The organism is Bacillus coreaensis, from assembly GCF_050586445.1.
Lineage (GTDB): Bacteria > Bacillota > Bacilli > Bacillales > Cytobacillaceae > Robertmurraya_A > Robertmurraya_A coreaensis.
On record NZ_JBOCCY010000019.1, the window covers coordinates 36776 to 51057 of the forward strand.

General features: G+C 37.1%; 13 protein-coding genes, 2 tRNA genes and 1 riboswitch. Of the genes, 14 read left to right on the forward strand and 1 reads right to left on the reverse strand.

The window, feature by feature from the left end; all coding sequences use genetic code 11:
- The first annotated feature begins 87 nt into the window (after positions 1 to 87).
- The 13 genes from ACQ5H4_RS20290 (at position 88) to ACQ5H4_RS20350 (ending at position 12203) form a co-directional block, all read left to right on the forward strand.
- Positions 88 to 159: transfer RNA gene (locus ACQ5H4_RS20290), tRNA-Glu, on the forward strand.
- Positions 160 to 335: 176 nt separating this feature from the next.
- Positions 336 to 408, forward strand: a tRNA-Phe gene (locus ACQ5H4_RS20295).
- A 378-nt stretch (positions 409 to 786) separates the two neighbouring features.
- The gene (locus ACQ5H4_RS20300) at positions 787 to 2262 is read left to right on the forward strand and encodes a peptidoglycan DD-metalloendopeptidase family protein (protein WP_430776784.1); all 1476 of its coding nucleotides are present in this window, start codon (positions 787 to 789) and stop codon (positions 2260 to 2262) included.
- A 166-nt stretch (positions 2263 to 2428) separates the two neighbouring features.
- Positions 2429 to 3136 carry a response regulator YycF gene (yycF, locus tag ACQ5H4_RS20305; protein WP_430776785.1) on the forward strand — a complete coding sequence of 236 codons (708 nt, stop codon included), beginning with the start codon at positions 2429 to 2431 and terminating at the stop codon, positions 3134 to 3136.
- A 7-nt stretch (positions 3137 to 3143) separates the two neighbouring features.
- Positions 3144 to 4979, forward strand: a complete 1836-nt coding sequence (gene walK, locus ACQ5H4_RS20310; RefSeq protein ID WP_430776786.1) for a cell wall metabolism sensor histidine kinase WalK — start codon at positions 3144 to 3146, stop codon at positions 4977 to 4979.
- The gene (locus ACQ5H4_RS20315) at positions 4976 to 6307 is read left to right on the forward strand and encodes a YycH family regulatory protein (protein ID WP_430776787.1); all 1332 of its coding nucleotides are present in this window, start codon (positions 4976 to 4978) and stop codon (positions 6305 to 6307) included. The genes walK and ACQ5H4_RS20315 overlap by 4 nt, the downstream gene beginning before the upstream one ends.
- Complete coding sequence (locus ACQ5H4_RS20320) at positions 6294 to 7103, forward strand: two-component system regulatory protein YycI (protein WP_430776788.1); 810 nt, start codon at positions 6294 to 6296, stop codon at positions 7101 to 7103. The genes ACQ5H4_RS20315 and ACQ5H4_RS20320 overlap by 14 nt, the downstream gene beginning before the upstream one ends.
- Position 7104: 1 nt before the next feature.
- On the forward strand, positions 7105 to 7899 hold the full coding sequence (locus ACQ5H4_RS20325; protein ID WP_430776789.1) for an MBL fold metallo-hydrolase: 795 nt from the start codon (positions 7105 to 7107) through the stop codon (positions 7897 to 7899).
- Positions 7900 to 8019: 120 nt separating this feature from the next.
- Positions 8020 to 9234 carry a S1C family serine protease gene (locus ACQ5H4_RS20330; RefSeq protein WP_430776790.1) on the forward strand — a complete coding sequence of 405 codons (1215 nt, stop codon included), beginning with the start codon at positions 8020 to 8022 and terminating at the stop codon, positions 9232 to 9234.
- A 172-nt stretch (positions 9235 to 9406) separates the two neighbouring features.
- Positions 9407 to 9565, forward strand: coding sequence for a CxxH/CxxC protein (locus tag ACQ5H4_RS20335; protein ID WP_430776791.1), 159 nt, complete (start codon positions 9407 to 9409; stop codon positions 9563 to 9565).
- A gap of 80 nt (positions 9566 to 9645) precedes the next feature.
- Complete coding sequence (gene rlmH, locus ACQ5H4_RS20340) at positions 9646 to 10125, forward strand: 23S rRNA (pseudouridine(1915)-N(3))-methyltransferase RlmH (protein ID WP_430776792.1); 480 nt, start codon at positions 9646 to 9648, stop codon at positions 10123 to 10125.
- Between the two features lie 429 nt (positions 10126 to 10554).
- Positions 10555 to 10633: riboswitch (ZMP/ZTP riboswitch) on the forward strand.
- A gap of 58 nt (positions 10634 to 10691) precedes the next feature.
- On the forward strand, positions 10692 to 11891 hold the full coding sequence (locus tag ACQ5H4_RS20345; RefSeq protein WP_430776793.1) for a phosphoglycerate dehydrogenase: 1200 nt from the start codon (positions 10692 to 10694) through the stop codon (positions 11889 to 11891).
- A 114-nt stretch (positions 11892 to 12005) separates the two neighbouring features.
- Positions 12006 to 12203, forward strand: coding sequence for a phospholipase D-like domain-containing protein (locus ACQ5H4_RS20350; protein ID WP_430776794.1), 198 nt, complete (start codon positions 12006 to 12008; stop codon positions 12201 to 12203).
- A 62-nt stretch (positions 12204 to 12265) separates the two neighbouring features.
- On the opposite strand, the gene ACQ5H4_RS20355 is transcribed toward ACQ5H4_RS20350, so the two are convergent.
- Positions 12266 to 12892 carry a histidine phosphatase family protein gene (locus ACQ5H4_RS20355; protein WP_430776795.1) on the reverse strand — a complete coding sequence of 209 codons (627 nt, stop codon included), beginning with the start codon at positions 12890 to 12892 and terminating at the stop codon, positions 12266 to 12268.
- Positions 12893 to 13074: 182 nt separating this feature from the next.
- Between ACQ5H4_RS20355 and iadA the strand changes: the two genes are divergently transcribed.
- Positions 13075 to 14247, forward strand: a complete 1173-nt coding sequence (gene iadA, locus ACQ5H4_RS20360) for a beta-aspartyl-peptidase (RefSeq protein ID WP_430776796.1) — start codon at positions 13075 to 13077, stop codon at positions 14245 to 14247.
- Positions 14248 to 14282 lie beyond the last annotated feature (35 nt).

The window sequence follows — 14282 nt, forward strand, 5'->3', positions numbered from 1 at the left end:
TAATTTTTTTTATTAAAACATATTGCAAACTATAAAGCTATTATGCTAATATAAAAAACGTCGTCAGAATATGTCGAAATAGCACATGGCCCCTTGGTCAAGCGGTTAAGACACCGCCCTTTCACGGCGGTAACACGGGTTCGAATCCCGTAGGGGTCATCACACTATTCCAATCTCTTCAAAAGTAAGAGGTTGGAATTTTTATAAATATGGCTCAGTAGCTCAGTTGGTAGAGCACGATGAATAAGCTCCAAAGAAAAAGCATCCAGCGTACCGATTTGAAAAATTGGGACGAAGGACGAAGCAATACATATCTAGGGAATAATATTAATTTTGGCTCAGTAGCTCAGTCGGTAGAGCAAAGGACTGAAAATCCTTGTGTCGGCGGTTCGATTCCGTCCTGAGCCATCTATGAAAGAGGAGTTTGTCCTATGACAAATTCCTCTTTTTTGTTACAGAGATGTAATATTTAAGTAAATTTCTCCCAAGAATTTTGTCGAAAGTAGCCTCAGTGATTTTTCTGAAAAATGAAAGCGTTTCTCTTGGAAAAGCTGTTATATCAATGTTTTGCTAGGAAACATAGTCAAGAAAGCATTCTACTAATTCGACTAACCTTTGTAATATAATGTCATTAATTATACAATTGTGTTACATATCAGGTGCTAGTAAACTCTTTATGGTTTATTTATGGTAAAGTAAAGAAGTCTTATTATGCAATAAAGTAAAAATAAAAAGAGTTAAAAGCACTAAAAGTGTTTTGTTGCGCTAGTCTAGGAGGATTAGAGAATGGGTTTTTTCAATAAGAGACTTTCCGAACTAACGATCAACGCATCTAATAGTCTAAAACCTACAATAAAAATGGCAGCTATATCAGCAATGGCATTAGGAGCACTTACATTTGGTGTAAGTACGGCATCTGCTAATGGCTCTAAATTAAGCACGGTATACTATGTATATATGAATAAAGAATATGTTGGTACTGTTTCTGACAAAGAAGTAGTTCAAGAAATCTTAGATGAAAAAGTAGAAGAGTTTAAGCAAACATATACAAATTTAGATTTATCAGCTGATTCACAACTTACATATGTTTCAGAGCAAGTGTTTAGTTCTAGTGCCAAAACAAATGACGAAGAAGTTGTAGAAATCATCCAAAGTAAGCTGGCCGTTCAAGCAAATGCTTCAGCCTTAGTGATTGATGGAAAAGTAGTAGCTTACTTAAAAAGTGAAGCTGAGGCAGACCAGGTATTAAATACTTTGAAGCTAAAGTATGTTACACAGGAGCAACTAACAGAGTTGGAATCTCGTAAAGCAACTCCTGAAGTGGTATTACCTACGCTAAAGGAAAATGAAGTTCGTCTATTAGACGTTTCATTCACAAAAGAAGTTTCACAAAATGTAGAAAAAGTTACTCCAGATAAAATACTAACTGTTGAGGAAGCAGTTAATTTTTTAACTAAGGGTACATTAGAAGAAAAGAAATACTCTGTGAAAGAGGGAGATGTGTTAGGTGGAATTGCCTCAGCACATGGAATGGAAATTGCACAATTATTGTCCATTAACCCTGATATGACAGAAGATAGTGTGTTAAAGATTGGGCAAGAATTGAATGTAACCTTCCTACAACCCCTTCTTCAAGTAGTAGTAGTGAAAGAAGAGGCAAAAAAGGAAACAATCGCATTTGCTAACCAATTTATAGAAGATGAAACTATGTATAAAGGTGATACAAAAGTAGAACAAGAGGGGAAAGAAGGTGCTCGCGAGGTAACATATAAAGTCTCTGAGCAAAATGGAATCCGTGTAGCTCAAGAGGTTACGAGTGAAAAGATCCTTCAAGAACCTGTTAATTATATTGTTAGAAAAGGAACAAAAGTTGTACCGTCTCGTGGTGACGGGTCCCTTGTATGGCCAGCAAATGGAGGGTATGTTTCCAGCCAAATGGGCTTTAGATGGGGCAAACAACATAAAGGTATAGATATTGCACGTCCTAGCAGTGGAACTATTAAAGCTGCAGACAATGGATCAGTCGTATCCGCAGGATTTGATGGTGGATATGGAAACAAGATTGTTATTGATCATAATAACGGAATGCGTACCGTTTATGCGCATTTAGCTTCGATTAGTGTAAGTGTTGGCCAAACAGTGGTTAAAGGGTCAGCTATTGGAGTGATGGGTTCAACTGGAGATTCAACAGGTGTTCATCTTCATTTTGAAGTTTATAAGAATGGTAGTTTAGTAAATCCACTAAATTATGTAAATAGATAATATATTCATACCTCTAGTGAAAACTAGAGGTTTTCTATTTCTTGATGAAGTGATCTGCCTTCTAAAAACGTGAATTCATAGGCATATCATGATAAAGTAAGGATTATGAACAGTAAAAATAGTGGAAGATAAAATAAATAGACAGTTCAAATAAAGGAGCTATGAAATGGAAAAACGTATACTAGTTGTTGACGATGAAAAACCGATTGCTGATATCCTTCAATTTAATCTTAAGAAGGAAGGGTACGACGTATATTGTGCATATGATGGTAACGAGGCATTAAAGATGGTAGAGGAAATTATGCCAGACTTAATCTTACTAGATATCATGCTTCCTCAACGTGATGGAATGGAAGTATGTCGTGAAGTTCGTAAAAAGTATGAAATGCCTATTATCATGCTAACAGCAAAGGATTCTGAAATTGATAAAGTTCTTGGTCTTGAGCTAGGTGCAGATGACTACGTAACAAAACCATTTAGTACAAGAGAATTAATTGCACGTGTGAAAGCAAACTTAAGAAGGCATCAAACGAATATAAGTCAACAGGAAGAAGATGAGACAAATGAGATTGAATTAGGCTCATTGACGATCCATCCAGATGCTTATATTGTTTCAAAGCGCGGGGAAATGATCGAGCTTACTCACAGAGAGTTCGAACTGCTTCATTACTTAGCCCAGCATATCGGACAAGTGATGACGAGAGAACATCTATTACAAACTGTTTGGGGTTACGATTATTTTGGCGATGTTCGTACAGTCGATGTGACCGTTAGACGACTTCGCGAGAAAATCGAAGATAACCCAAGTCACCCAACATGGATCGTGACAAGAAGAGGGGTTGGATACTATTTACGAAATCCTGAACAGGAGTAATCAGTAAATGAAAAAGGTTGGTTTCTTTCGATCTATCCATCTAAAATTTGTAATGATTTATGTATTGTTAATTTTAATTGCGATGCAAATAATCGGTGTTTATTTTGTTAGACAGCTTGAGAGCACTTTATTACGGAATTTTGAAACCTCAATTGAAGAGAGAGTGAATCTTTTAGCTTATTACTTAGGGGAAGAGCTAGGCAAGGAACGTAACCCAGATGATGAAGGACCAACTCTGGAAGAGGCTGTTAAGAAGATTCTAGCTGATTTTCCAACGACAGATATCTCGGAGGTTCGTTTAATTGAAGCAAGTACGCAAAAAATTATCGGCACATCAGATCAATATAATCAAGGAATTGTTGGCCAAAGATCTACTGACACCTTAATTAGACGTGTCATCGCTACTTCAGCTGAAGGGGAGGAAGTAACCCAAATCGATCCTGAGTCATTAAAGCGTATCTGGGTGTTAGTTACGCCCGTTCGATCCGATGATGAGGTCACAGGTGTTATATACTTGGTAGCAAAGAAAGAAAATGTGTATTCCCAAATGAAGACCATTAATAATATCCTGGCCACAGGGACGGGTATTGCATTATTGATTACAGCAGTACTTGGGATTCTACTTGCACAAACGATTACAAGGCCTATTTCTGATATGCGAAAGCAGGCACAGGCGATGGCTAAAGGGAACTTTTCTCGAAAGGTAAAAGTTTTCGGATATGATGAGATTGGACAATTAGCCATTACTTTTAATAATCTCACAAAAAAGTTACAAGAGGCACAAGCAACCACTGAGGGAGAACGTCGAAAGTTATCCTCTGTTCTTTCCTATATGACAGATGGTGTGGTTGCTACCGATCGAAAAGGTCGAGTAATCCTTATCAATGAACCTGCAGCAAAGCTTTTGAGTGTTTCACGTGAAACAATACTGTCTAGCTCCATTGTGTCTTTATTAGGCTTAGAAGAAGACTATTCGTTTGAAGATTTACTTGTTGAGAAAGAGTCACTTATTTTGGACTATAGCACGGCTACAAAGCCTCTTATTCTACGGGCGAATTTTTCGGTCATTCAAAAGGAAACTGGATTTGTAAATGGTTTAATAACGGTTTTACATGATATTACGGAACAAGAGAAAATTGACTTAGAGAGACGAGAATTTGTTGCCAATGTGTCACATGAGTTACGGACACCTTTAACGACGATGAGAAGTTACTTAGAAGCATTATCAGATGGTGCCTGGAAGGACGAGGAAATCGCCCCGAACTTTTTAAGTGTTACGCAAACAGAAACAGAACGTATGATACGTCTAGTAAATGATTTGCTTCAGCTTTCCAAGATGGATAGCAAGGATTATCGCCTTAAGAAGGAATGGTTTAATTTCGTAGATTTCTTCAATCGAATTATTGATCGTTTTGAGATTATAAAGGATGAAAATACTGCTTTTGAACGAAAACTATTAGATTATGCTGCCTTTGTTGAGGGAGATGCGGACAAGCTTACACAAGTCCTTGATAATATTATTTCAAATGCAATGAAGTATTCTCCACAGGGTGGGAAAATCACTTTTAAAGTGGAGGAAAAGGAAGATCATATTGTAGTTAGTGTTAGTGATCAGGGGATGGGAATTCCAAAAGAAAATCTTCAGCAAATTTTTGAACGATTTTACCGAGTTGATAAAGCAAGAACTAGAAAGCTTGGTGGGACAGGTCTAGGACTAGCAATTGCAAAAGAAATGGTAGAAGCCCATGGAGGAGAAATTTGGGCGGAAAGTGTGGAAGGGAAAGGGACGACGGTCTCATTCACTCTCCCTTATGATCCTAATGAGGAGGATGACTGGACATGAAATATGAAACGATAAAGTCTATCGTCCTATTAATTCTTGTTGTTTTTAGTATTCTTCTTACATGGATGTTGTGGACATATCAGCCGAATTATGACACTTTGAAGGAAAGTGGAAATACCGTTGAAGAAGTATCGTTTGGTGAAACGAAGGAATTGAGCAAAATTGTTCGTCCGGAACGATTGTTTTTCCATCAAGGGGAGAAACATTACGGTACATTTGATTCCTTTGAAATTGATCAGACAATGAAAGAACTTAGCTTATGGGAATTTAGTGAGTTTGAAGATATATCCGATCTCGTAAAAAATATCCCTTCGTTTATTTATGATAAGAATGTTTTAGAACTTATTTTTCCTGATATTGTTCCTTTAAAGGTGTACCGTAGCGCGTTACAATTACCTAGTAATGATATTCCTAAGAGTAACTTTGACCGAATTGTTATTGATTTAGAGCCAGAAACAAGAGAGGGAGGAGCCGTTTATTTTATTTCCTCCAAAGAGAATGAAGTGCTTCGAGCATATGTTACAGCCACTTATATCAAAGATTTTAAAGAACGATATTTAGCGGACATAAGTGAGAATGAAAAGTTTGCACTATATGAACCAATTAATCGAGAAAGTTTTACGATGCTGCGAAAAGAGCCAGTAAAAGTTGCTTTATATAATTACCTGTTTTTGAAGTTATCGACAGAAAAACTTCGTGATGCCCTATTTAGCGATCCGAATCTAGTGTCAAAAAATTTCAGCTCTTTTGGTGAAGAGTATACTGATACAACTACTTTAATGAGTGTCAATTATGAAACGAGTACTGTTTCCTATGTGAAAACAGAAGATGTTGAAAGTGGAGCAACAGCGAAATCGAGTCACCTTCTGGAAAAAAGTATTGATTTTATTAATAGTCATGGTGGCTGGACGGATAATTATCGATATGTAGGAATGGACCAGTCAGAACAGGTCATATTATTCCGATTATACGATTTAAGTGGTTACCCCATCTTTGGTGATAATGGAATATCGGAAATTTTACAAATCTGGAATGCTAGTGGAATTAATAAGTATTTTCGAAGTAATTTCATGTTAGGAAGTAGATTGGATGCCACTGAAATTACCCTACCATCTGGTGTCAGTGTGCTAGAAGAGTTGAAAAAAGTAGAAGATTTTGACCTCGATTTTCTTCAGGACATTTCGATTGGCTATCACATGTCTAAGATTACTGATATTAACCAGAATTCACTAATTCATTTGGAACCAGCTTGGTACTATAAGTATAACGATGAATGGAAGATGGTTCCGAGTAGCGAGAGTGGGGGGATAAAGCATGGATTGGAGTAGAATTAAAACCATCTTTATCCTTTCCTTTTTCGTTTTAAATATCTATCTTATGAATGAGTTCTTAAAGATTCGTACCGCAACTAAATATGAATATGCGACCAATCCTTCTCTAGAAAACCGATTAAAGGCAGATGAAATCACATACAATGATCTTCCAAAAAACTTTGAAAAGGACACGTACTTAAGTACGGTTCCAAGAGTGTTTACAGAGGAAGAGGTTGAAATGCTTATAGATACAACGCTCAGCGGTCAAACCATTACAATAAGAAACAACCAGTCTATTGAATCAGAATTGGACACACCTTTAAAAGTGAGCAGCAAAGGTCAACCACCTGAATTAGATACATTTTTAAAAGGATCAGTCATAAATGGTGACCAATATCGTTATTGGGGTAGAGATGAAAGTGATAATAGTATAACTTATTATCAGCAGTACCAAGAAAAGCTATTTTATAAAAATCCAAGCGGTCAAATCACGTTCAAATTAAATAGCGATAATGAAGTAGTTTCCTACAAACAAACCATACTCGATAGTATCGAGGAACTTTCGGAAGATGAAAGAATTATTCAGCCCATTAAGGCGATAGAAACACTATATGAAAATGGCTATTTACCTTTTGGAACAAAGATAGAGAGAGTCGAGTTTGGTTATTACACACTTGTTCGTTTAACTTCTTCACAGGTTTTGACACCTGCGTGGCGATTTGTATTAGACGAAGGGGAGAATTTATTTGTGAATGCATTTGAAGGACAAGTCATTCAACTAAAGAATGAAGAAAACAATTGGAGTGAATAGTATGTCATTGCATTTTAGTATCCTAGCGAGTGGGAGTACAGGGAATGCGATTTATGTAGAAACGGAAGATCAGTCCTTTCTAGTAGACGCAGGACATAGTGGGAAGCAAATGGAGGCTCTTTTTCAAAAAATTGATCGTGACATTAGTAAGCTATCGGGACTTTTTGTCACTCATGAGCATAGTGATCATATTAAAGGAGTCGGAATATTAGCGAGAAAGTACAAGCTTCCTGTTTATGCTAACGCAAAAACATGGGATGCCATGAATCATTTAGTAGGGGAAATTCCTGTAGAACAGAAATTTACGTTTGACATGGAAACAGTAAAAAGCTTTGGTGGGGTGGATATTGAATCATTTGGCGTGTCTCATGATGCGGCAGAGCCCATGTTTTATGTATTTCACCATAATGGAAAGAAGCTAGTTCTAATTACAGATACAGGATATGTTAGTGATCGTATGAAGGGAATCATTCAGAACGCAGATGTGTTTGTTTTTGAGAGCAACCATGACGTACAAATGCTTCGCATGGGAAAGTATCCATGGAGCATTAAGCGCCGTATTTTGAGTGATGTTGGACATGTATCGAATGAAGATGCAGCCATTGCAATGAGTGAAGTAGCTGGTGATAACACAAAACGTATTTACTTAGCTCATTTAAGTCAAGACAATAATATGAAAGATTTAGCTAAAATGTCTGTCGAGCAAACACTTCAAAGCAAGGGCATCATCATTGGTGAGCAATTTGATTTATACGATACCGACCCTAAAGTTCCAACTGTGTTAACTGCGGTATAAAAAGGTGATTCCGACTTTTTCGGGTCACCTTTTTGGTTTATTCTCTGGCAAGAAGGGATTATATTATATATAGGGATAAAAACTACATAGATAATGATTGTTTGAAAGGATTGGTGAATCGTGGGTTATTATGATCAAGACTACGAAACACGGTACAGAAAACAAAAGGGAAATCGAGGAGGGTACTTTTTTGCGAGTCTAGTTGGAGCCATTTTAGGTGTTTTTCTTATTGTGGTTGCCTTGCCTCGAATTGGTTTTGATGTTCTTCCTTATTCCACAGAAACAGATTCGAATCTAGAAGAAGGTACGGCAAACAACGATGCGGTTAGGACAGAAAATGTTAGCTTAAACGTAGTGACAGATATAACAAAGGCAGTAGAAAAAGCAGGAGATGCGGTAGTTGGAATTACGAATCTTCAAACGACAAGTTTTTGGTCAGAATCAAGTAGTCAGGAAGCAGGATCAGGGTCCGGTGTTATTTATAAAAAAGTGGATGGCAAAGCATATGTTGTAACAAACCATCACGTAATCGAAGGGGCAAACTCACTTGAGGTGACATTGTCTGATGGAACAAAGCTTGAAGCCAAGTTAAGAGGTAGTGACGTTTGGACCGATTTAGCTGTTCTTGAGGTTGATGGAAGCAAAATTGAAACCGTTGCTGAGTTTGGAGATTCGGATGCTTTAAAAATTGGTGAGCCAGTGATCGCTATTGGAAATCCACTTGGAGCAACGTTTTCTGGCTCTGTTACACAAGGGATAGTATCAGGTTTAGAGCGTGCGATTCCTGTTGATATTAACCAAGATGGTGCAATTGATTGGCAGGCTGAAGTACTCCAAACGGATGCCGCAATTAACCCGGGTAATAGTGGTGGAGCATTAATTAATATCAGTGGCCAAGTGATTGGAATTAACTCTATGAAGATTGCCCAGAGCTCCGTAGAGGGAATCGGTCTCTCCATTCCAATAAAGTCTGCTGAGCCAATCATTAGTGATCTAGAGGAGTTTGGTGAGGTAAAACGACCTTACATGGGAATCCAACTTCAATCAGTAAATGAAGTATCAGCTTATCATCAGAAAGAAACACTGAAACTTCCGGAAGATGTAACATCGGGAGTCGTAATTATGACGGTGGATCCAAACTCACCTGCAGAACAAGCAGGATTAGAAGATTTAGATGTGATTGTTGAAATGGACGGCGATCCAATTAAAGATGTCATTGATTTAAGAAAGCATCTATATAATAAAAAGAAAGTCGGAGATCAGCTGAACATTAAATTCTACCGTGCTGGAAAGCTTCAAGAAACAACGATGAAGCTAGGTGGAAATACCTTATAGTTGTGAGAGAAATGCAGGCGTCATGTTTGCATTTCTTTTTTGTGGATAGAAATTTCTCGATAGTTTTGGTAGGATGGGATAGGAATGTGGATAAGTTTTTGGATAAACTATATATCAGATATCCACATCATTTTTTGTTGAAGTTTGGAGAATTTTGAAGGAGGGAAATAACTTGATTTACTGCTGTGAGGAACATGTAGATCTTGCCATAGATACGATTGTAGATGAGTTTGAGACATTTCCAACCTTACTAAAAGTTGAGGGAAATGAGTTATTAACAACCTGTGAATATTGTCGAAATGATGCTGTATATATGGTAGGGAACAAATGATCCTATACAATATGTGGATGAAAAATGTGGACATGTGGATAACTTCTGTGGATATCTTGTTCGTAAAGTGAGGATGAAGTGTGAATATCTCATTATTAACAATTGGCAAACTTAAAGAAAAATACTTAAAACAAGGTATTGATGAATATTTAAAAAGACTAACGGCCTATGCGAAGGTCGAAGTGGTTGAACTCCCAGATGAAAAAGCTCCAGAGCAATTAAGTGACATAGAAATGGAACAGGTAAAGAATAAAGAAGGAGAGAGGCTGTTAGCAAAAATTTCTCCAGATACATATGTCATTGCCCTAGCCATAGAAGGCAAGCAACGATCGTCAGAAGAACTGGCGGAAATGATTGATAAGTTGGCTACATACGGAAAAAGTAAAATTGCCTTTGTTATTGGAGGTTCGCTGGGTTTAAGTAAGGATGTTCTAAATCGTGCAGATGAGAAGTTATCATTTTCTAAGATGACATTCCCTCATCAACTTATGAGGTTAATTCTGCTTGAACAGGTGTATCGGGCTTACCGGATTAATAGGAATGAACCTTATCATAAGTAAATGAGGATTTTTAGCCAATGCCTCTCCTAAGGATGGGGAGGCTAAAACAGCTGAAGATCAGGTTAAATATCCAGTCTGATTAATAGACGGAAGAATTCCGCTTAATGTATAAATTGGCTGAAATATTGGTTAAATAGACGGAGAAATTCCGCCTATTGGCTCAAAAACTGTAATAATGGGGGAAAATGCTGTGCATAATCGGAAATTCTCCGCTTATACATCATGAAAATAAGCTCCATTCTGCATTTAACAGAAAAATCTCCGCTTATTTGCTTTTCGGAGGTTACCGGAGTAAGGACTAGACTACTTATTTAAGAATACAGGAAAACCTCATCATAAATAATGAAGTTTAATTTGTAAGAAAATTTAAAAAAGAATATTTTTCTACTTGAATGCTAGTAAAGAAGTTGTTAGAATATAAGAAATAAAAAGACTATGTGTAACTGGCGAAACGCGGATAACCGCGAGGGAGCACATGGTGTCGTAGCCGTTCGCCTGGGCAGAGGTAAGGGTTATAAACCCTTGCCTCTTTTTGTTCAAATTTATAATAAAAAAGGAGAAACAATATGAGCCCAATTACATTAAAAAAAGTGAACCAAATTAAAACATTAAATAATATTGCAGAAAGCGGGTTAAAAGTCTTTAAAAAGGATAATTTTGCAGTCGACAATGATTGTGAAAATCCAGATGCAATTATTGCACGTAGCTTTAATATGCATTCAATGGATTTCGGTAGTAATTTAAAAGCAATTGCAAGAGCTGGAGCAGGTGTTAATAATATTCCAGTCGACAAATGCACAGAGCAAGGAATTGTCGTTTTTAATACTCCTGGAGCCAATGCAAATGCTGTAAAAGAAATGGTTTTAACTACAATAATGGCGTCATCAAGAAACCTTTTTGCTGGTGTGTCATGGACAAAGACCTTAGAAGGCGAAGGGGACCAAGTTCCAAAGCTTGTAGAAGCAGGGAAAAAGCAATTTGTAGGAAAAGAAATTAAAGGTAAAACTCTAGGTGTTATTGGACTAGGTGCAATTGGGGCACTTGTAGCGAATGACGCTATTGCTTTAGACATGGATGTAATTGGTTTTGACCCATTTATCTCTGTTGATACAGCATGGAATTTATCACGTACGGTCCAACGTGCTTTAACCATTGAAGAATTGTTTGCAAACGCTGATTATATTACTGTACACACACCATTAACGGATGATACAAAAGGAATGTTTAATCAAGCTACATTTAGCATTATGAAACCAGGTGTTCATATTCTGAACTTCTCACGTGGGGAACTAGTGAACGAAATAGATTTGGCGGTTGCGCTTGAAGAAGGTATCGTGGGTCAATATATTACAGATTTCCCTAATGAAAATGTATTGAAAATGGAAAACACCATTTGTGTTCCACACCTTGGTGCATCAACAGCAGAATCTGAAGAAAATTGTGCAATTATGGCGGGGCGCCAAATAAAGGATTTTCTAGAGACTGGGAATATTAAAAACTCAGTGAATTTTCCAAATGCCTCTCTTCCATATTCAGGGAAGCAACGTGTAGCAGCTTTCCATCAAAATGTTCCTGGAATGGTTGGAAAGATTACATCAGCTCTTTCAAGCTATGATTTAAACATTGCAGATATGGTGAACAGAAGTAGAGGGGAATATGCCTATACTATGATCGATATTGATAACAATGTAACGAGTGAAATTATCCCTCAGTTAGAGGAAAAAATCGGCTTGATTGAAGGTATTGTTACGGTACGTATAATTTAATAAGAGTTTACCAAAGGTGATACAAATTTTTGTATCACCTTTTTTGTTTCTTAAAAAGGGTTCATTTAAGATAATTGGTGTAAAAATGATATATACAAACAAGGAGGTTTAACATTGAATAGAAAACTAGGAAGCATTCTTTTAACCATATCAGACAACGAAACCGTCGTAACAGGCTCTTTTAATTACACAAAAGACTCTGCAGAAGATAATCAGGAAGTCCTCTTAACCGTAAGTGATTCGGACTTAGCTTCAGCTATGAATGATACATTTAATGAAATGTGGGATAGTGGTGATTTGGAGGAGTGGTAGAAATAAGGAAATTAAATCAATAAAAAACACCTCTATGCCATTCGCATAGAGGTGTTTCACTATTATTGATACCTGTCTCTAAAGGAAGTGTCAGCAATCGTTTCTACACTAAATTCACCGTTAGCATACTTAATGACGGAAACACTGCAATTATCATGGTGCGGATAATCGCTCATTTTTGTTAATTGCATTAAGTAGTTACCAATCGTTACTCCATGTGAGAAAACAAGTATATTTCCGCCTTCACTTTTATGCTTGTCGATGATTTCCTTAACGATAGAGGTTGTACGTGTATAAAGCTGGGAGTAGCTTTCTCCTTCTGGTGCAGCCATATTTAGGTCGTTAAGGGTAAATAATTGTTCAAGTATATTTCCGTATCGCTCGGTGATTTCTGATTCTACAAGTGATTCTAAAGCACCAAAGTTCATTTCTTTCAGGCGTGGGTCCGTCATTGTTGGAAGATTACGATGACCAACTGCATACTGAGCTGTATCTATAACTCGTTGGCTTTCACTAGTGTATACTGCGGTAAATTCAATATCATCAAGGCCCATACCTACAGACTTGGCTTGAGTAATTCCGCGTTCGGTAAGAGGGGAATCACAAAAACCTTGCATACGTTTTTCTATATTATATTGAGTCTCACCATGACGAACAAAATAAAGCTTTACTTCTTTTTCAGAGGACAAGCTATAACACCTACTTTGTATTGTAATATTGTTTAGTTACCAAGAATTTTACCATACCTACTGAAGAATTGTTAATTTATATAATGAGAAAGGAATTTTACCCCTTTTGGTTAATTTATATAATGTAAACAGATACTCGTTCTTGTGTGCTTATATTGACTGACAATTAGGAGTGAAGAGCTATGCTAAAGTTAATAAAAAACGGAGAGGTCTATGCCCCAAACTATCTTGGTGTAAGGGATATTCTTATTGCTGACGATAAAATTGCTTTTATAGAAGAGCAAATAAATACTCCTACTTCTTTTGTCCCTATCGAAGTGATTGATGCATCTGGTCAACTTATCGTACCTGGATTTATTGATTCTCATGTTCATATTATTGGTGGTGGAGGAGAAGGTGGATTCAAAACAAGAACCCCAGAAATTATGTTAACCGATATAACGATGTCTGGTGTAACAACCTTAGTGGGTGTGCTTGGAACGGATGGTACAACCAGGAGAATGGAAAGCCTTCTAGCAAAGGCTCGAGCACTAGAAGAAGAAGGCGTTACCTGTTATATTCATACCGGCTCTTATCAAGTACCAGTCAAGACATTAACCTCAAGAATTGAAGATGATCTAATTTTAATTGACAAAATTATTGGTGTTGGAGAAATTGCCATTTCTGATCATCGTTCCTCTCAGCCTACGTTTGATGAAGTAGTAAAAATTGCTACAGCAGCTAGAAATGGTGGCATTTTATCTGGGAAAGCTGGACTTATAGAAATCCATGTAGGGGATGGAATTGAAAAACTCTCATTGCTAGAGGAGATCATCGAGAAAACAGAAATTCCTGCTAGGCATTTTCATCCTACTCATATTAATCGTAATAAAGAATTATTTGCTGCAGGGATTACATATGCAAAAAAGGGTGGATATGTTGACTTGACCACTAGCACCATTCCTCAATTCCTAGAAGAAGGGGAAGTGAAGTGTTCGACCGGTTTAAGATTAATGCTTGAAAAAGACATCCCCATTAGTAGTATTACTTTTTCGTCAGATGGGCAGGCAAGTCTTCCTTATTTTGATGAAATGGGTGAATTTAAAGGATTAAAAGTGGGGAAAACGGCTTCTTTATTCCGGGAGGTAAGGGATGCAGTCTTTAATGAGAAAATCCCTCTAGAGCAAGCAATCCAAGTAATTACATCAAATCCAGCACAAGTTCTCAAACTTTCTCAAAAAGGCAATATTCAAAAAGGGAAGGATGCGGACCTTGTAATTTTAGATAAAGAAACATTAACGATTCAAACGGTTATGGCAAAAGGTCAACTAATGGTGGCCCAAGGTTCTCCATTAGTAAAAGGGACATTTGAGTAAAATCCTACAAGTAAAACCTGTACCTAAAAAGGTAA